Raw genomic sequence first — 19,071 nt, forward strand, 5'->3', positions numbered from 1 at the left:
GTGATCTAAATCACTGTTCGGGGGAAATGTTACCAAAGGGATTGTATGGGAATTGTAATAAGAATGTGATCCTCCTATACTGCCGCCAGGTCTCCGGGATACCCTGAAGTAGGAGCACCCAGCGTTATAACTACGCGCCGTTTAAGCACAGAGGATGTTGTTGTTTGAGCGCGTGACGTGTAAGGGTTTTGGCTCTTAACGCTGTCTGATCCCCGCCCAGGCCGGAGGAAGGAAAATAATAAGAGCTGTGTGGGCAAAAACGTGAAAAAACAAAGACCTGTCAACCTGGATCTTCAAACGATTCAGTTTCCCGTAACTGCGATAGCGTCCATCTTACACCGAGTCTCTGGCGTAATTACCTTCGTTGCCGTGGGTATCCTCCTCTGGCTGCTGGGCCTGTCACTCTCTTCCCAAGAGGGTTTCATGCAGGCTGCTGCCATCATGAATAGCTTCGTTGTCAAATTCATATTCTGGGGCATCCTCACTGCGCTGGCCTATCACATTTGCGGTGGCATTCGCCACTTGTTAATGGATTTTGGCTATATCGAAGAGAGTTTAGCCGTAGGTCAACGTTCTGCCCAGGTGGCAATCGGTCTGACCGTCGTGCTGTCAGTTCTGGCTGGAGTCCTCGTATGGTAAACAATGTTTCTGCATTAGGACGCAACGGCGTACACGATTGGTTGTTACTGCGTGCTTCCGCTATCGTCATCACCCTGTATGTTCTGTATATCCTGGGCTTCTTTGTCACGGCTCCGGATCTCACCTACGAAATCTGGCGCGGCTTCTTCGCCACTTCTATTACGAAAGTGTTCACGCTGCTGACGCTGCTGTCGATTCTGGCTCACGCCTGGATCGGGTTGTGGCAGGTGCTGACGGATTACGTCAAGCCGGTAGCGGTACGTCTGGTGTTGCAACTGGCGATCGTTGTCGTGTTGCTGGTCTATTTACTGTACGGAACAATCGTAGTGTGGGGTGCGTAAGATGAAACTGCCGGTCAGAGAGTTTGATGCTGTAGTTATCGGTGCAGGCGGCGCAGGTATGCGCGCGGCACTGCAAATTTCTCAAGCGGGTTCTTCTTGTGCCCTGCTGTCCAAAGTATTCCCGACCCGTTCCCATACCGTGTCTGCACAGGGCGGCATTACCGTCGCCCTGGGTAACAACCACGAAGATAACTGGGAATGGCATATGTATGACACGGTGAAAGGTTCCGATTATATCGGTGACCAGGACGCCATTGAGTATATGTGTAAAACCGGCCCGGAAGCGGTTCTGGAGCTGGAGCATATGGGGCTGCCATTCTCCCGTACCGACGATGGCCGCATCTATCAGCGCCCATTCGGCGGCCAGTCACTGAATTTCGGTGGCGAGCAGGCGGCACGTACCGCTGCGGCGGCTGACCGTACCGGTCACGCCCTGCTACACACCCTGTATCAGCAGAACCTGAAAAATCACACCACTATCTTCTCCGAGTGGTATGCGCTGGATCTGGTGAAAAACCAGGATGGCGCAGTAGTCGGTACTACGGCTATCTGCATTGAAACCGGTGAAGTGGTTTACTTCAAAGCCAAGGCTACCGTGCTGGCGACCGGCGGCGCAGGCCGTATTTACCAGTCCACCACCAACGCCCATATCAACACCGGTGACGGTGTCGGCATGGCGCTGCGCGCTGGCGTGCCGGTGCAGGACATGGAAATGTGGCAGTTCCACCCGACCGGCATCGCCGGTGCCGGGGTACTGGTGACCGAAGGTTGTCGTGGTGAAGGCGGTTATCTGCTGAACAAACACGGCGAGCGTTTCATGGAGCGCTATGCGCCGAACGCCAAAGACCTGGCGGGCCGTGATGTCGTAGCCCGTTCGATCATGATTGAAATCCGCGAAGGCCGTGGTTGTGACGGCCCGTGGGGCCCACACGTTAAGCTGAAACTCGATCACCTGGGTAAAGAAGTGCTGGAATCCCGCCTGCCGGGTATTCTGGAACTGTCGCGCACCTTCGCGCACGTCGATCCAGTGAAAGAGCCTATCCCGGTTATTCCAACCTGCCACTACATGATGGGCGGTATTCCGACCAAAGTGACCGGCCAGGCGTTGACCGTGAACGAGAAAGGCGAAGACGTAGTGATCCCGGGGCTGTTCGCCGTGGGCGAAATTGCCTGCGTATCGGTGCACGGCGCCAACCGTCTGGGCGGCAACTCGTTGCTGGATCTGGTGGTGTTCGGTCGTGCCGCCGGCATGCATCTGCAGGAGTCAATCCTGGAGCAGGGCGCCAGCCGTGAAGCCAGCGAATCCGATGTGGAAGCGTCGCTGGATCGTCTGAACCGCTGGAACAACACCCGTTCAGGTGAAGATCCGGTTGAAATCCGCAAGGCGCTGCAAGCCTGTATGCAACACAACTTCTCGGTATTCCGTGAAGGTGATGCGATGGCGAAAGGGCTGGAAGAACTGAAAGAGATCCGTGAACGTCTGAAGAACGCACGTCTGGACGATACCTCCAGCGAATTCAACACCCAGCGCATCGAATGTCTGGAGTTGGATAACCTGATGGAGACCGCGTTTTCCACCGCCGTGTCGGCCAACTTCCGTACCGAGAGCCGTGGCGCACACAGCCGCTTCGACTTCCCGGAACGTGATGATGCCAACTGGCTGTGTCACTCGCTGTATCAGCCGCAATCGGAAAGCATGACGCGTCGTGAAGTGAACATGCAACCGAAGCTGCGCCCGGCATTCCCGCCGAAAGTGCGTTCTTACTAATTGCGGAGATCGATTGATGAAACTCGAATTTTCAATTTATCGCTACAATCCGGATGTTGATGACGCTCCGCACATGCAGGACTACAGCCTGGAAGCGGAAGAAGGTCGCGACATGATGTTGCTGGATGCGTTGATCCAGCTGAAAGAAAAAGATCCAAGCCTGTCGTTCCGTCGTTCCTGCCGTGAAGGCGTGTGTGGTTCCGATGGGATCAACATGAACGGTAAAAACGGCCTGGCCTGTATCACACCGGTGTCGTCGCTGACCAAAGGCAACAAAAAGATTGTGATCCGTCCGTTGCCGGGCTTGCCGGTAGTGCGCGATCTGGTGGTCGATATGGGGCAGTTCTACACCCAGTATGAAAAGATCAAGCCTTTCCTGCAGAACGACGGCAAGAACCCGCCGGCGCGTGAGCACCTGCAATCACCGGAAGAGCGTGCCAAGTTGGACGGTCTGTACGAGTGCATTTTATGCGCTTGTTGTTCGACCTCTTGCCCGTCATTCTGGTGGAATCCTGACAAGTTTATCGGCCCGGCTGGCCTGTTGGCGGCGTACCGCTTCCTGATTGACAGCCGTGACACGGAAACGGAAGAACGTTTAGACGATCTGGACGACGCTTTCAGTGTTTTCCGCTGCCATAGCATTATGAATTGTGTCAGTGTATGTCCTAAGGGCTTGAATCCGACCCGTGCAATCGGTCATATCAAGTCTATGCTGCTGCACCGCGGCGCATAAATGGAATGAGATGCTGCGCCGGGCAGTTTCCGGCGCACATCAACGAGGAGGGAGCCTCTAAAAACTGACCCGCGGCTGCGGCGCTAAGCAGCCTGGTTCGCCCGCCGGTTTTTAGAGGTTCCTTGTAAGGGACCGCAAGGTCCATAGCAGAACGTACCGAGCTTAATAGCTATATCCTATGAATTTCGAGTTACAGCTAGGCGACAAGCTCGTTCATCCCCAGGCGCTTACATTAGTAAGTTACTGGGGTGAGCGAGTGCAGGTAACAACGCTGTAACTTGAAAGGCGACGGGTATAAAAGTACGTCGAGTGAACCGTTTTTACGGCAAACCGTATCCATCACGGTAATTATGTTAACCACGGCGAAAACTAAAGCTTCAAAGCTTAAGGGATCATGATGCAGAACGGCGCAATGAAGGCCTGGCTGGATTCCTCCTATCTGGCGGGCGCGAACCAGTCTTACATAGAACAGCTCTATGAAGACTTCTTAACCGATCCGGGCTCCGTTGAAGATAGCTGGCGTTCCATTTTTCAACAGCTACCAACCGCGGGTGTAAAACCCGATCAGCTTCACTCTCAAACGCGTGACTACTTCCGCCGCCTGGCGAAAGACTCCGCGCGTTACAACACCACCATCAACGATCCAGACACCGACGCCAAACAGGTCAAGGTACTGCAGCTGATTAACGCCTTCCGTTTCCGCGGACATCAGCATGCCAACCTCGATCCGCTCGGTCTGTGGCAGCGTGAGCAAGTTCCTGACCTTGAACCCGCCTACCACAACCTGACCGAAGCCGACTTCCAGGAAACCTTCAACGTGGGTTCTTTCGCCATCGGCAAAGAAACCATGAAGCTGGGCGACCTGTACGCTGCGCTGAAGCAGACCTACTGCGGCTCTATCGGTGCGGAATACATGCACATCACCAATACCGAAGAGAAACGCTGGATCCAACAGCGCATTGAATCGGTGGTGGGGCACGCCAGCTTTACCCATGACGAGAAGCGCCGTTTCCTGAACGAGCTGACTGCAGCGGAAGGTCTGGAGCGCTACCTCGGCGCCAAATTCCCAGGGGCAAAACGCTTCTCGCTGGAAGGTGGTGATGCGCTGGTGCCAATGCTCAAAGAGATGGTGCGCCACGCCGGTAAGAACGGCACGCGTGAAGTGGTGTTGGGCATGGCCCACCGCGGTCGTCTGAACGTGTTGATCAACGTGCTGGGTAAAAAACCTGCTGACTTGTTCGACGAGTTTGCCGGCAAGCATAAAGAACACCTCGGCACCGGTGACGTGAAATATCACCAGGGCTTCTCCTCCGACGTAGAAACCGAAGGCGGCATGGTTCACCTGGCGCTGGCGTTTAACCCGTCGCACCTGGAGATCGTCAGCCCGGTAGTTATGGGTTCCGTACGTGCCCGTCGTGACCGTCTGGACGAAGCGCGCAGCAACATGGTACTGCCAATCACCATCCACGGTGACGCCGCCATTACCGGCCAGGGTGTGGTTCAGGAAACCCTGAACATGTCGCAGGCTCGCGGTTACGAAGTGGGTGGCACGGTACGTATCGTGATCAACAACCAGGTTGGTTTCACCACTTCCAACCCGTTGGATGCGCGTTCTACCGAATACTGTACTGACATCGCCAAGATGGTGCAGTCGCCGATCTTCCACGTCAATGCTGACGATCCGGAAGCGGTGGCCTTTGTTACCCGTCTGGCGTTGGATTTCCGTAACACCTTCAAACGTGACGTGATGATTGATCTGGTCTGCTACCGTCGCCACGGGCATAACGAGGCCGATGAGCCAAGTGCAACCCAGCCGGTGATGTACCAGAAGATCAAGAAACACCCAACGCCGCGCAAGATTTATGCTGACGTGCTGACCGAACAAAAAGTCGCCAGTCTGGAAGATGCCACGGAAATGGTCAACCTGTACCGTGATGCACTCGACCGCGGTGATTGCGTGGTTGAAGAATGGCGTCCGATGAACCTGCACTCCTTTACCTGGTCGCCGTACCTCAACCACGAGTGGGACGAAGAGTACCCAAGCAAGGTTGAAATGAAGCGCCTGCAGGAACTGGCCCGTCGCATCAGCACCGCGCCGGAAGCTATTGAAATGCAGTCACGCGTAGCGAAAATCTACGGTGACCGCGCCGAGATGGCTGCAGGCAATAAAGCGTTCGACTGGGGTGCAGCGGAAACGCTGGCTTACGCTACTTTGGTTGACGAAGGCATTCCAATCCGCCTTTCCGGTGAAGACGCCGGTCGCGGCACCTTCTTCCACCGTCATGCGGTGGTGCACAACCAGAAAAACGGTTCGGTCTACGTACCACTAGCCAATGTTCACAGTGGGCAGGGCGAGTTCAAAGTTTGGGACTCCGTACTGTCTGAAGAAGCCGTTCTGGCGTTCGAATATGGCTATGCCACCGCAGAACCTCGCACCCTGACCATCTGGGAAGCGCAGTTCGGTGACTTCGCCAACGGCGCTCAGGTGGTGATCGACCAGTTCATCAGTTCCGGCGAGCAGAAATGGGGCCGTATGTGTGGCCTGGTGATGCTGCTGCCGCACGGTTACGAAGGCCAGGGCCCAGAGCACTCCTCGGCGCGTCTGGAACGTTACCTGCAGCTGTGTGCCGAGCAGAACATGCAGGTGTGTATCCCGTCCACCCCGGCACAGGTTTACCACATGCTGCGTCGTCAGGCGCTGCGCGGTATGCGCCGTCCGTTGGTGGTGATGTCACCGAAATCTCTGCTGCGTCACCCGCTGGCAACGTCTTCTCTGGATGAACTGGCTAACGGCACCTTCCTGCCGGCGATTGGCGAAATTGACGATCTGGATCCGAAAGAAGTCAAACGCGTGGTGCTGTGCTCCGGTAAGGTCTATTACGATCTGCTGGAACAGCGTCGCAAGAACGACCAGAAAGACGTGGCCATCGTACGTATCGAGCAACTGTACCCGTTCCCGCATCAGGCCCTTCAGGCGGTGCTGGAGAAGTATGCTCACGTGCATGATTTCGTCTGGTGTCAGGAAGAGCCGCTGAACCAGGGGGCCTGGTACTGCAGCCAACACAACTTCCGTGAAGTGGTGCCGTTCGGGGCTTCTTTACGTTATGCCGGACGCCCAGCCTCCGCCTCGCCGGCGGTCGGTTATATGTCCGTACACCAGAAGCAGCAACAGGCTCTGGTTAATGACGCGCTGAATATTGAATAAAGATTAAGGGAAAGCTAAATGAGTAGCGTAGATATTCTGGTTCCTGACCTTCCTGAATCGGTTGCCGATGCGACCGTCGCCACCTGGCACAAGAAACCAGGCGACAGCGTCCAGCGTGACGAAGTTATGGTTGAAATCGAAACTGACAAAGTGGTGCTGGAAGTTCCGGCCAGCGAAACAGGCATTCTCGATGCGATCGTGGAAGAAGAAGGCGCAACCGTGCTTTCTCGCCAGATCCTTGGCCGTATTCGTCCGGGCGACAGCTCTGGCAAGCCGACCGAAGAAAAAAGCCAGGCTAAAGAAGCCACTCCAGCCCAGCGCGCAACCGCCAGCCTGGAAGAAGAAAGCAACGACGCACTCAGCCCGGCTATCCGCCGCCTGATTGCCGAACACGACCTCGATGCAGCTGCTATTAAAGGCAGCGGCGTGGGTGGCCGTATCACCCGTGAAGACGTGGAAGCGCACCTGGCCAACGGCAAGAAAGCCGACAAGCCGGCCGCCGTTGACGTCGCACCGCAGCCTGCTCTGAGCGGCCGCAGTGAGAAGCGTGTTCCTATGACCCGTCTGCGCAAGCGCGTGGCTGAGCGCCTGTTGGAAGCGAAGAACAGCACTGCGATGCTGACGACCTTCAACGAAATCAACATGCAGCCGATCATGGACATGCGCAAGCAGTACGGTGAAGCCTTCGAAAAACGCCACGGTGTTCGTCTGGGCTTCATGTCCTTCTACATCAAGGCGGTGGTTGAAGCGCTGAAACGCTTCCCGGAAGTGAACGCCTCTATCGACGGCACCGACGTGGTGTACCACAACTATTTCGATATCAGCATTGCGGTATCTACTCCTCGTGGCCTGGTGACCCCGGTGCTGCGCGATGTAGACAGCATGAGCATGGCGGACATCGAGAAGAAAATCAAAGAGCTGGCAGTTAAAGGCCGTGACGGAAAATTGACCGTGGAAGAACTGACCGGCGGTAACTTCACCATTACCAACGGCGGCGTATTCGGTTCATTGATGTCTACCCCGATCATCAACCCACCGCAGAGCGCGATCCTGGGCATGCACGCCATTAAAGATCGCCCAATGGCGGTGAATGGTCAGGTTGTGATCCAGCCAATGATGTATCTGGCACTTTCTTACGATCACCGCCTGATCGACGGCAAAGAGTCCGTTGGTTACCTGGTGACGGTTAAAGAGATGCTGGAAGATCCGGCTCGTCTGCTGCTGGACGTATAACCCTGATGGGCGCGGTACCTTAAATAATTGGAGTTGCATCGCGGCGGCAACCGAACGAATCCCCAGGAACATAGCGAACTATGTGATTGGGGTGAGAGAAGGCAGCCAACAAAGATGTGGCTTGAAGTATGACGGGTACGCCGCGCCCACACTCTGTGCTATGTGGCCGATTAAAGTCATGCGGTTTTCCGCCAAAATGGCTCGGCTAAAACCTTCAGAACTGAATGGATAGAACATCATGAATTTACACGAATATCAGGCAAAACAGCTGTTTGCTCGGTATGGTATGCCGGCACCGACCGGTTATGCCTGTACCACACCGCGTGAAGCGGAAGAAGCCGCATCCAAAATCGGCTCCGGCCCGTGGGTGGTTAAATGTCAGGTTCATGCTGGCGGTCGCGGTAAAGCTGGTGGCGTTAAAGTGGTTAACAGCAAGGAAGACATCCGTGCTTTCGCTGAAGCTTGGCTGGGCAAGCGTCTGGTGACCTACCAGACTGACGCGCTGGGCCAACCGGTTCACCAGATCCTGGTAGAAGCGGCGACCGACATTGATAAAGAACTGTACCTGGGCGCGGTTGTTGACCGTGCCAGCCGTCGCGTGGTGTTCATGGCATCCACCGAGGGTGGCGTTGAAATCGAGAAAGTTGCGGAAGAAACTCCGGAACTGATCCACAAAATGACCATCGATCCACTGGCAGGTCCACAGCCTTACCAGGGCCGTGAACTGGCTTTCAAATTGGGTCTGACCGGTAAGCAAGTCGGCCAGTTCGCCAAAATCTTCATGGGTCTGGCGACCTTGTTCCTGGAACGTGACCTGGCCATGGTTGAGATCAACCCGCTGGTGGTGACCAAGCAGGGCGATCTGATCTGTCTGGACGGCAAACTGGGCGCTGACGGCAACGCACTGTTCCGCCAGCCTGAGCTACGTGAAATGCGTGACCTATCTCAGGAAGATGAGCGTGAATCCCGTGCGGCACAGTGGGAGCTGAACTACGTTGCTCTCGACGGCAACATCGGTTGCATGGTGAACGGCGCAGGCCTGGCGATGGGAACCATGGACATCGTTAAACTGCACGGCGGCGAACCGGCCAACTTCCTCGATGTGGGCGGCGGCGCAACCAAAGAGCGCGTGACCGAAGCCTTCAAAATCATCCTGTCTGACGACAAGGTGAAAGCGGTTCTGGTTAACATTTTTGGTGGGATCGTGCGTTGCGACCTGATCGCTGACGGTATCATTGGCGCAGTAGCCGAAGTGGGCGTTAACGTCCCGGTGGTGGTGCGTCTGGAAGGGAATAACGCCGAACTGGGCGCCAAGAAACTGGCGGACAGCGGTCTGAATATCATTGCTGCGACCAGCCTGACTGATGCGGCTCAGCAAGTTGTTGCGGCAGTGGGGAGCAAATAATGTCCATTTTAATCGATAAAAACACCAAAGTAATTTGCCAGGGCTTCACCGGTAGCCAGGGGACTTTCCACTCCGAGCAGGCTATCGCTTACGGTACCAAAATGGTCGGTGGCGTCACGCCGGGCAAAGGCGGTACCGAGCACCTGGGTCTGCCGGTGTTCAACACCGTGCGTGAAGCCGTAGAAGCGACTGGTGCCACCGCGTCCGTTATCTATGTACCGGCTCCGTTCTGCAAAGACTCCATTCTGGAAGCTATCGATGCAGGCATCAAACTGATCATTACCATCACCGAAGGTATCCCGACGCTGGATATGCTGACCGTGAAAGTGAAGCTGGATGAAGCCGGCGTGCGCATGATTGGCCCGAACTGCCCAGGTGTTATCACCCCAGGCGAGTGCAAAATCGGCATCATGCCTGGCCACATCCACCTGCCGGGTAAAGTGGGTATCGTTTCCCGCTCTGGCACCCTGACCTACGAAGCGGTAAAACAAACTACCGATACCGGTCTGGGCCAGTCTACCTGTGTGGGCATCGGCGGTGACCCGATCCCAGGTTCCAACTTCATCGATATCCTGAAACTGTTCCAGGAAGATCCGCAAACAGAAGCGATCGTCATGATCGGTGAAATCGGTGGTAGCGCGGAAGAAGAAGCGGCAGCCTACATCAAAGAGCACGTGACCAAGCCAGTGGTTGGCTATATCGCGGGCGTGACCGCGCCTAAAGGCAAACGTATGGGCCATGCTGGTGCCATCATTGCCGGCGGCAAAGGTACTGCAGACGAGAAGTTTGCGGCGCTGGAAGCGGCAGGGGTTAAAACCGTACGCAGCCTGGCTGACATCGGTGAGGCAGTAAAAGCGGTTCTGAATCGCTAATTTACCGTCAGCAGTAAGCTCTATTTGAACAGGGCCAGACTTTTTGTCTGGCCCTGTTTTTTTACCGGCTCAAGGCAACAGTGTTGGTCTATATCCCGTGTACCGGGCATCAGGCACCTGTGGAGAGCCATTTCGTGGCGGAAAGAGGATATGCGGCGGGTTTATATGCTGGCTGTTTCAATCAATAAGTTTTCTTTTTCATTGCCAGAAATTATCAGAGCAAAAAAATAAGCTAAGCTTGTTCTGAGAGTAGGTTAATTAAAGCTAACATTAGTCACAGGCTAACTTCGATTTAAATACAAATAACCATTAAATATCACATCTATTTAACACAAAAACTACGTACAGAGACTACGAAACCATTGTGTAACATAACCACAAGATAATTATGAGAAATTGTGAACTGAATCTGGAAATAAAATCCGGATAGGCTTAAATTGTTTCAGATCAAATTACGCCTGAATACCACTTTGGGGGAAAATTTGACACGTAACCCAAAGTCTAACCCACATCACGTAAAAACCTATTTATTGTGTGGGATTGGGCGAGTATCATCCATGTTGAATATGGATGTTTGATCTTGTTGCATTTGTTACCCGTTGTCGGTTTTCAGTGGTGTGTTTTGTGCACTGGCCAGTAAGGCCCGCGTTGAAAGCGGAGAAGCTGGATCAAATTTTTGTTGTGTTTAAGGGCATTCACTGCGGGGCGTTACCGGTAGCTTCACCCGAAGTCATATCGATAACCGCATGTCGGAGTCTTCCTGCGAGGAGCAAGGAGTCAAGATGTTTGATATTGTCGAACTGTCGCGCTTACAGTTTGCTTTAACGGCGATGTACCATTTCTTATTTGTCCCATTAACGCTGGGTATGGCGTTCTTGCTGGCAATTATGGAAACGGTATATGTACTGTCAGGCAAGCAAATCTATAAAGATATGACCAAATTCTGGGGCAAGTTATTTGCAATTAACTTTGCTCTGGGTGTGGCCACCGGTTTGACCATGGAGTTCCAGTTCGGGACTAACTGGTCATATTTTTCCCACTACGTCGGTGATATTTTCGGGGCCCCTCTGGCCATCGAAGGTCTGATGGCGTTCTTCCTTGAATCGACGCTGGTCGGCCTGTTCTTCTTCGGCTGGGATCGTCTGGGCAAGGTGCAGCACATGGCCGTTACCTGGCTGGTGGCACTGGGCTCAAACTTTTCTGCGCTGTGGATCCTGGTTGCCAACGGTTGGATGCAAAACCCGATCGCTTCGGATTTCAACTTCGAAACCATGCGTATGGAGATGCTCAGCTTCTCCGAACTGGTGCTCAACCCGGTTGCGCAGGTGAAGTTCGTGCATACCGTGGCAGCCGGCTACACCTGTGGCGCGATGTTCGTTCTGGGTATCAGCTCTTACTACCTGTTGAAAGGCCGTGATCTCGCCTTTGCCAAACGCTCCTTCGCCATTGCCGCCAGCTTCGGTATGGCTGCCGTGCTGTCCGTTATCGTTCTGGGTGATGAATCCGGCTACGAAATGGGCGATGTGCAGAAAACCAAACTGGCCGCTATCGAAGCCGAATGGGACACGCAACCGGCACCGGCTTCCTTTACCCTGTTCGGTATTCCGAATCAGGATAAAATGGAAAACTCCTACTCAATCCAAATCCCTTACGCGCTTGGCATTATTGCTACCCGCTCGACAGATACCCAGGTCACCGGCCTGAAAGATCTGATGGCGAAGCATGAAGTGCGCATCCGCAACGGGATGAAAGCCTATGGGCTGCTGGAAGAGTTGCGTGGTGGCAATACCGACCCGGCGGTACGTACCGAGTTCAATAAAGCCAAGCAGGACCTGGGCTATGGCTTACTGCTGAAGCGTTATACCCAGAATGTCACCGACGCGACGGAAACGCAGATCCAGCAGGCAACCAAAGACTCGATCCCACGTGTAGCACCGCTGTATTTCGCCTTCCGTATCATGGTGGCCTGTGGCGCGCTGATGCTGTTGATCATCGGCCTGTCGTTCTGGAGCGTGATTCGCAACCGTATTGGCCAGAGAAAATGGCTGCACCGTGCGGCGCTGTATGGCCTGCCACTGCCCTGGATCGCGATCGAAGCTGGCTGGTTTGTGGCTGAATACGGTCGTCAGCCTTGGGCGATTGGTGAGGTGTTACCGACTGCAGTCGCCAACTCTTCACTGACTGCCGGCGACATTCTGTTCTCGATGGGGCTGATTTGCGGCTTGTACACCCTGTTCCTGGTGGCTGAAATGTACCTGATGTTCAAATTTGCACGTCTGGGTCCAAGCAGCCTGAAAACTGGCCGCTACCACTTTGAACAACCGACTGCCGCCGTGCAGGAAGCGCGCTAAACAGGAGTCCACGTATGTTTGATTATGAAGTACTGCGATTTATCTGGTGGGTCCTGATTGGCGTACTGCTGATCGGTTTCGCCGTCACCGACGGTTTCGACATGGGAGTCGGCATCCTGGTGCGCATTATCGGTAAAACCGATACCGAGCGCCGGGTGATGATCAACTCCATCGCACCACACTGGGACGGTAACCAGGTGTGGCTGATCACTGCCGGTGGCGCATTGTTCGCCGCCTGGCCGATGGTCTATGCGGCGGCGTTCTCCGGTTTCTATGTTGCCATGATCCTGGTGCTGTCCGCCTTGTTCTTCCGCCCGGTCGGTTTTGACTACCGCTCGAAACTGGAGAGCAGCCGCTGGCGCAACATGTGGGACTGGGGCATCTTTATCGGCAGCTTTGTGCCTGCGGTGGTATTCGGCGTGGCGTTCGGCAACCTGTTGCAGGGCGTGCCGTTTCACATGGATGAATACATGCGTCTGTTCTACACCGGCAACTTCTTCCAACTGCTCAATCCGTTTGGTCTGTTGGCGGGCGTGGTCAGCTTGACCATGCTGGTGGCTCAGGGGGCAACTTACCTGCAGATGCGTACCAGCGGTGAAATTCACCTGCGTGCTCGCGCTGCGGCGCAGATCTCTACCCTGGTGATGGCGGTGTTCTTCCTGTTGGGCGGTATCTGGCTGGTGAAAGGCATCGATGGTTATGTGATTACCTCGACGCTGAACACCATGGCGGAATCCAACCCGATGCGTAAAGAAGTGGCTCATCAGGCCGGTGCCTGGTTGATCAACTTCAACAAGTATCCGTTGCTGTGGGCACTGCCTGCACTGGGCGTGGTGTTGCCGCTGTTCACCGTGCTGTTCTCGCGCTTGTCGAAAGACGCGCTGGCGTTTGTGACCTCGTCGCTGACCATTGCCTGTGTGATCCTGACCGCCGGAGTGACCATGTTCCCGTTCGTGATGCCGTCAAGCACCGTGCCTAACATCAGCCTGACCATGTGGGATGCCACCTCCAGCCTGTTGACGCTGCAAGTGATGACCATTGTCGCGGCGATCTTCGTGCCTATCGTTCTGGCGTACACCAGTTGGTCGTACTACAAAATGTTCGGCCGTCTCGATAAGAACTTCATCGAGAACAACAAGCATTCGCTGTATTAAGGATAGGGAGCTAAACCATGTGGTATTTTGCCTGGATTCTCGGAACGCTTCTTGCCTGTGCCTTCGGCATCATCACGGCGCTGGCGCTTGAGCACCACGAAGATTCAAAAGCACAGCAAGACGATAAGTGATGAGTTTGTCACTGACTGAAAAGCTGTACGCTATCACCGACAAGGGCCCGGTTCGGGCCCTTTCACTGGTGCTGGCGTTGATTTTGGCGGGCTGTATTTTCTGGGATCCGACCCGCTTTGCGGCGAAGACCAGCTCGCTGGAGATTTGGGAAGGGCTGCTGCTTATTTGGGCAGTCTGTGCCGGGGTGGTTCATGGCGTCGGGTTCCGACCGCAACGCACCCTGTGGCGAGCTTTTTTTGCGCCACTTCCGGCAATTGTGATCCTGGCCGCAGGATTACTTTACGTTTCTTTATAATCTCCGCTATATCCCCAAGTTATGGGCCATCGCGGCCCATAATTATTTTCGTTCCCATCTTGTAACCCATTCCCAACCCGATCCGTCTTGCGTATAGTAGCACCGTTAAATTGCATTGCTGGGAAGTAGAGTGAGTAATACGTTGTTTCGATGGCCGGTTCGCGTTTACTACGAAGATACCGATGCCAGTGGTGTGGTCTATCACGCCCGCTATGTGGCTTTTTTTGAAAGAGCGCGCACCGAGATGCTGCGTCATCATAACTTTCATCAACAGCAGCTGCTCAGTGAAAATGTCGCCTTCGCTGTCCGGCGCATGACGGTTGATTATCTGCTTCCTGCTCGTCTTGACGACCAGCTGGAAGTCCAGAGTGAAATCACCTCAATGCGCGGGGCTTCTCTTACGTTTGCTCAACGCATTGTCAATTCTGACGGAACTCTTTTGAGTCAGGCCGACGTGTTGATTGCATGTATTGATCCACACCAAATGAAGCCGATAGCGCTTCCTAAGTCTATTGTCGCGGAGTTTAAGCAGTGAATGACATGAACATCCTAGATTTATTCTTGAAGGCCAGCCTGCTGGTTAAGCTTATCATGTTGATCTTGATATGCTTCTCAGTGGCCTCCTGGGCGATCATCATCCAGCGTACCCGCATCCTTAATGCGGCCACGCGTGACGCCGAAGCCTTTGAAGACAAATTCTGGTCCGGTATTGAGCTTTCCCGTTTGTATCAGGAAAGCCAGGCACGTCGCGATAGCCTGACCGGTTCAGAGCAAATTTTCCACTCTGGTTTCAAAGAGTTCGCTCGTTTGCACCGCGCTAATAACCATGCGCCGGAATCGGTGATCGAAGGTGCGTCACGCGCTATGCGCATCTCGATGAACCGCGAACTGGAAACGCTGGAAAACCACATTCCTTTCCTCGGCACCGTGGGTTCGATCAGTCCGTATATCGGTTTGTTCGGCACCGTGTGGGGGATCATGCACGCCTTTATCGCACTGGGTGCGGTGAAACAGGCCACGCTGCAAATGGTAGCACCGGGTATCGCCGAAGCACTGATCGCCACCGCCATCGGTCTGTTCGCCGCTATTCCGGCCGTGATGGCCTATAACCGCCTCAACCAGCGCGTCAACAAGCTTGAGCAGAATTACGACAACTTTATGGAAGAGTTCACCGCTATTCTGCATCGTCAGGCCTTCTCCAGCGACAGCAAATAAGTAGGAGGTAGCATGGCGAGAGTTCGTGGACGTAATCGGCGCGAGCTGAAGTCCGAAATTAACATAGTTCCGTTGCTCGACGTGTTGCTGGTGCTGTTGCTGATCTTTATGGCAACCGCACCGATCATCACCCAGAGCGTTGAGGTTGACTTGCCGGATGCCACCGATTCCAAAGCGGTCTCCAGCAGTGATAACCCGCCGGTGATCCTCGAGGTTTCCGGCGTGGGCCAATACACCATGGTGGTGGATCACGACCGCATGGAACTGTTGCCGCCGGAGCAGGTTGCAGCCGAAGCCAAGTCACGTTTGGCGGCCAACCCTAAGACGGTCTTTTTGATCGGTGGGGCGAAGGAAGTTCCGTATGATGAGATTATCAAGGCATTGAATATTCTCCATCAGGCGGGCGTCGCTTCCGTGGGGCTGATGACCCAGCCAATTTGACCCTAAGGTCAGTGGCAACCCGGTTCCTGCGCTGCGGTGCAGGAACCCCGTATAAGCAACACCAGTTTTTGGGAATCTATTTTGGTAAAGGCAACTGAGCAAAACGATAAGCTGAACCGCGCCGTTATTGTTTCGGTCGTTCTGCACTTTGTATTGATTGCCCTGCTGATTTGGGGCTCGCTGCAAGAAAACGTCGAAATGAGTAGTGCCGGCGGTGGCGGCGAAGGTTCGGTCGTTGGTGCAGTGATGGTCGATCCTGGAGCAGTGGTGGAGCAGTACAACCGCCAGCAACAGCAGAATAACGACGCGCAACGTGCTGAAAAGCAGCGCCAGAAAAAAGCGGAGCAACAGGCCGAAGAACTTCAGCAGAAGCAGGCGGCGGAACAACAGCGCCTGAAAGAGCTGGAGAAGGAGCGTTTGAGCGCGCAGGAAAAAGCGGCTCAGGACGCGAAAGAACAGGCTGAACAGCAAAAGCAGGCAGCTGAACAGCAAAAAGTGGCCGAGAACGCCGCGGCGAAAGCCAAAGAACAACAGAAGGTAGCGGAAGCGGCTGCCGCCAAGGCCAAGGCCGAGGCAGATAAGGTCGCTAAGGCACAGGCAGACGCGCAGAAGAAAGCCGAGTCTGAAGCCAAGAAAGAAGCTGCCGCCGCGGCGACCGCCAAGAAACAGGCGGAAGAAGCGAAGAAAGCCGCAGCTGCCGAAGCCGCTGCAGAGAAAAAAGCCGCTGCCGACGCCGAGAAGAAGGCTGCAGCAGAAGCCGAGAAAGCCGAGAAAAAGGCGGCTGCTGACGCCGAGAAGAAAGCGGCCGCAGAGGCTGAGAAAAAAGCCGCTGCTGCCGAGAAGGCGGCTGCCAAGAAAGCCGCAGCGGATGCCAAGAAGAAGGCGGCTGCCGAAGCTGCGAGTCAGGCTTCAGAGGTTGATGATATTTTTGGCGGCCTGGCGGACGGTAAAAACGCGCCGAAAGGCGGCGGCAAGCAGAAGGGTGACGGTAAACCGGCCGGTCAGGGCAATGCCAAGACTGCGGGGGCCAGTGGGGCCGAGATCAACGGCTATCTGGGGCAGATCACTTCAGCCATCCAAAGCAAGTTTTACGACGCGGATTTGTACAAAGGGCGGAAGTGCGACCTGCGAATCAAACTGGCTCCGGACGGTTTGTTAATTGATGTTAAATCGGAAGGGGGCGATCCGGCACTGTGTCAGGCGGCAATAGCCGCAGCGAAACAGGCCAGAATACCGAAACCACCAAGTCAGGCGGTTTATGAGGTGTTTAAGAATGCTCCCCTTACGTTTAAGCCACAATAATGTTTGTTTAGCTAAGTCATATCGCAGGGATGTACTAAGGTAACCAACAGGGATTATGTAGTTTTGTTTGAGTTGGTTTGTTAAAATTCTGCTAATTTATCGCAGGCATTCCGCCTGGATAAGGGAGATGAGATGAAGCAGGCATTTCGAGTAGCGCTAGGTTTTTTAATACTGTGGGCATCCGTTCTTCACGCGGAAGTTCGCATTGAAATCACCCAAGGGGTCGACTCCGCTCGCCCGATTGGCGTGGTGCCGTTTAAATGGGCGGGTCCAGGCACGCCTCCGGAAGATATTGGCAAGATTGTCGGCGCAGACCTGCGCAACAGCGGCAAATTCAACCCAATTGACGTGGCGCGTATGCCGCAGCAACCGACCACCGCGTCTGAAGTGACGCCGGCGGCCTGGACTGCATTGGGTATTGACGCGGTTGTGGTCGGCCAGGTGCAACCTGGTGCAGACGGCGGCTACCTGATCTCTTATCAACTGGTGGACACTTCTGGCTCACCGGGCACCGTTCTGGCGCAGAATCAGTACAAAGTGACCAAACAATGGTTGCGTTATTCTGCTCACACTGCCAGTGACGAAGTGTTTGAAAAGCTGACCGGTATCAAGGGCGCATTTCGTACCCGTATTGCTTACGTAGTGCAGACCAACGGCGGGAAATTCCCGTATGAGCTGCGCGTAGCGGATTACGATGGCTACAACCAGTTTACGGTACATCGTTCGCCAGAACCTCTGATGTCCCCGGCCTGGTCGCCGGACGGCAGCAAACTGGCGTACGTAACCTTTGAAAGCGGCCGTTCTGCGCTGGTAGTGCAGACCCTGGCTAACGGTGCTATTCGTCAGATCGCTTCGTTCCCGCGTCACAACGGTGCGCCGGCGTTCTCACCGGATGGCAGCCGCCTGGCGTTTGCGCTGTCTAAAAGTGGCAGCCTGAACCTGTACGTGATGAATCTTGGCTCTGGCCAGATTACCCAACTCACCGACGGGCGCAGCAACAATACCGAACCGACCTGGTTCCCGGATGGACAGTCTCTGGCCTATACCTCCGATCAGGGCGGCAGACCACAAATTTATAAAATCAGTGCCAGTGGCGGTGCGTCACAGCGTCTGACATGGGAAGGCTCTCAGAATCAGGATTCTGAAGTCAGCTCTGATGGTAAATTCCTGGTGATGGTGGGGACCAACGGTGGTGCTCAGCATATCGCCAAACAAGATCTTGGATCGGGGGCGGTTCAAGTTTTGACCGGCACCTTCCTGGACGAAACGCCTAGTATTGCGCCAAATGGCACCATGGTGATCTATAGCTCCACGCAAGGTATGGGCTCCGTGCTGCAACTGGTATCGACTGATGGGCGTTTTAAAGCGCGTCTTCCGGCAACTGATGGACAGGTCAAATTCCCTGCCTGGTCGCCGTATCTGTGATGCATGTGTAAATATGTATGGCAAACTATAAAAGGATTAAAGAAATGCAACTGAACAAAGTGCTGAAAGGGCTTCTGCTGGCACTGCCAGTTCTGGCTGTAGCGGCTTGTAGTTCTAACAAAAGCGCAAACAACGACCAATCTGGTATGGGCGCTGGCACTGGTACAGAAAATGGCAGCAGCAACCTGTCTTCTGAAGAACAAGCTCGTCTGCAGATGCAAGAACTGCAGAAGAACAACATTGTTTACTTCGGCCTGGACAAGTATGACGTGAGCTCTGAGTTCGCTCAGATGCTGGACGCGCACGCTGCATTCCTGCGTAACAACCCGTCTTACAAAGTGACCGTTGAAGGCCACGCGGATGAACGCGGTACGCCGGAATACAACATTGCCCTGGGTGAGCGTCGTTCTAACTCAGTCAAAATGTACCTGCAAGGTAAAGGCGTTTCTGCTGACCAGATCTCTATCGTTTCTTACGGTAAAGAAAAACCAGCAGTACTGGGCCACGACGAAGCGGCTTATGCTAAAAACCGTCGTGCAGTTCTGGTTTACTAAGAGAAT

18 protein-coding genes are annotated in these 19,071 nt (G+C 54.5%); all 18 read left to right on the top strand.

Translation table 11 applies throughout. The features are described from left to right. Positions 1-249 precede the first annotated feature (249 nt). The 18 genes from sdhC (at position 250) to pal (ending at position 19,065) form a co-directional block, all read left to right on the top strand. Positions 250-639: a succinate dehydrogenase cytochrome b556 subunit gene (sdhC, locus tag ACUTQ5_RS01865; RefSeq protein ID WP_445649836.1), complete on the top strand. Its 390-nt coding sequence runs from the start codon at positions 250-252 to the stop codon at positions 637-639. Continuing rightward, positions 633-980 carry a succinate dehydrogenase membrane anchor subunit gene (gene sdhD, locus ACUTQ5_RS01870; protein ID WP_012005699.1) on the top strand — a complete coding sequence of 116 codons (348 nt, stop codon included), beginning with the start codon at positions 633-635 and terminating at the stop codon, positions 978-980. The genes sdhC and sdhD overlap by 7 nt, the downstream gene beginning before the upstream one ends. 1 nt (position 981) lies before the next feature. Next, positions 982-2,748 (top strand): succinate dehydrogenase flavoprotein subunit, encoded by a 1,767-nt coding sequence (sdhA, locus tag ACUTQ5_RS01875; protein ID WP_012005700.1) that lies wholly within the window; start codon positions 982-984, stop codon positions 2,746-2,748. A 16-nt stretch (positions 2,749-2,764) separates the two neighbouring features. Beyond that, positions 2,765-3,481: a succinate dehydrogenase iron-sulfur subunit gene (locus ACUTQ5_RS01880; RefSeq protein WP_445649837.1), complete on the top strand. Its 717-nt coding sequence runs from the start codon at positions 2,765-2,767 to the stop codon at positions 3,479-3,481. A gap of 397 nt (positions 3,482-3,878) precedes the next feature. After that, positions 3,879-6,686 carry a 2-oxoglutarate dehydrogenase E1 component gene (gene sucA, locus ACUTQ5_RS01885; RefSeq protein ID WP_445650240.1) on the top strand — a complete coding sequence of 936 codons (2,808 nt, stop codon included), beginning with the start codon at positions 3,879-3,881 and terminating at the stop codon, positions 6,684-6,686. Positions 6,687-6,704: 18 nt separating this feature from the next. After that, on the top strand, positions 6,705-7,919 hold the full coding sequence (odhB, locus tag ACUTQ5_RS01890) for a 2-oxoglutarate dehydrogenase complex dihydrolipoyllysine-residue succinyltransferase (RefSeq protein WP_445649838.1): 1,215 nt from the start codon (positions 6,705-6,707) through the stop codon (positions 7,917-7,919). A 238-nt stretch (positions 7,920-8,157) separates the two neighbouring features. After that, the gene (sucC, locus tag ACUTQ5_RS01895; RefSeq protein WP_012005704.1) at positions 8,158-9,324 is read left to right on the top strand and encodes an ADP-forming succinate--CoA ligase subunit beta; all 1,167 of its coding nucleotides are present in this window, start codon (positions 8,158-8,160) and stop codon (positions 9,322-9,324) included. Continuing rightward, positions 9,324-10,196 carry a succinate--CoA ligase subunit alpha gene (sucD, locus tag ACUTQ5_RS01900; RefSeq protein WP_012005705.1) on the top strand — a complete coding sequence of 291 codons (873 nt, stop codon included), beginning with the start codon at positions 9,324-9,326 and terminating at the stop codon, positions 10,194-10,196. The genes sucC and sucD overlap by 1 nt, the downstream gene beginning before the upstream one ends. 782 nt (positions 10,197-10,978) lie before the next feature. Next, complete coding sequence (gene cydA, locus ACUTQ5_RS01905) at positions 10,979-12,547, top strand: cytochrome ubiquinol oxidase subunit I (protein WP_445649839.1); 1,569 nt, start codon at positions 10,979-10,981, stop codon at positions 12,545-12,547. 14 nt (positions 12,548-12,561) lie between these two features. Then, positions 12,562-13,701: a cytochrome d ubiquinol oxidase subunit II gene (gene cydB / locus ACUTQ5_RS01910; protein ID WP_445649840.1), complete on the top strand. Its 1,140-nt coding sequence runs from the start codon at positions 12,562-12,564 to the stop codon at positions 13,699-13,701. 17 nt (positions 13,702-13,718) lie between these two features. Continuing rightward, positions 13,719-13,832: a cytochrome bd-I oxidase subunit CydX gene (cydX, locus tag ACUTQ5_RS01915; RefSeq protein ID WP_012005708.1), complete on the top strand. Its 114-nt coding sequence runs from the start codon at positions 13,719-13,721 to the stop codon at positions 13,830-13,832. Beyond that, complete coding sequence (gene ybgE / locus ACUTQ5_RS01920) at positions 13,832-14,128, top strand: cyd operon protein YbgE (protein ID WP_445649841.1); 297 nt, start codon at positions 13,832-13,834, stop codon at positions 14,126-14,128. The genes cydX and ybgE overlap by 1 nt, the downstream gene beginning before the upstream one ends. A gap of 130 nt (positions 14,129-14,258) precedes the next feature. After that, positions 14,259-14,663 carry a tol-pal system-associated acyl-CoA thioesterase gene (gene ybgC / locus ACUTQ5_RS01925; protein WP_012005710.1) on the top strand — a complete coding sequence of 135 codons (405 nt, stop codon included), beginning with the start codon at positions 14,259-14,261 and terminating at the stop codon, positions 14,661-14,663. Next, positions 14,660-15,343 (top strand): Tol-Pal system protein TolQ, encoded by a 684-nt coding sequence (gene tolQ, locus ACUTQ5_RS01930; protein ID WP_135315564.1) that lies wholly within the window; start codon positions 14,660-14,662, stop codon positions 15,341-15,343. Before ybgC ends, tolQ begins: the two co-directional genes overlap by 4 nt. A 12-nt stretch (positions 15,344-15,355) precedes the next feature. Next, positions 15,356-15,784: a colicin uptake protein TolR gene (gene tolR, locus ACUTQ5_RS01935; RefSeq protein WP_135315565.1), complete on the top strand. Its 429-nt coding sequence runs from the start codon at positions 15,356-15,358 to the stop codon at positions 15,782-15,784. Positions 15,785-15,865: 81 nt separating this feature from the next. After that, positions 15,866-17,086 carry a cell envelope integrity protein TolA gene (tolA, locus tag ACUTQ5_RS01940; protein WP_445649842.1) on the top strand — a complete coding sequence of 407 codons (1,221 nt, stop codon included), beginning with the start codon at positions 15,866-15,868 and terminating at the stop codon, positions 17,084-17,086. A 132-nt stretch (positions 17,087-17,218) separates the two neighbouring features. Next, the gene (tolB, locus tag ACUTQ5_RS01945; protein ID WP_445649843.1) at positions 17,219-18,511 is read left to right on the top strand and encodes a Tol-Pal system beta propeller repeat protein TolB; all 1,293 of its coding nucleotides are present in this window, start codon (positions 17,219-17,221) and stop codon (positions 18,509-18,511) included. A 44-nt stretch (positions 18,512-18,555) separates the two neighbouring features. Beyond that, positions 18,556-19,065: a peptidoglycan-associated lipoprotein Pal gene (pal, locus tag ACUTQ5_RS01950; RefSeq protein WP_445649844.1), complete on the top strand. Its 510-nt coding sequence runs from the start codon at positions 18,556-18,558 to the stop codon at positions 19,063-19,065. Positions 19,066-19,071 lie beyond the last annotated feature (6 nt).

It is taken from the genome of Serratia sp. NA_112.1 (assembly GCF_052691715.1).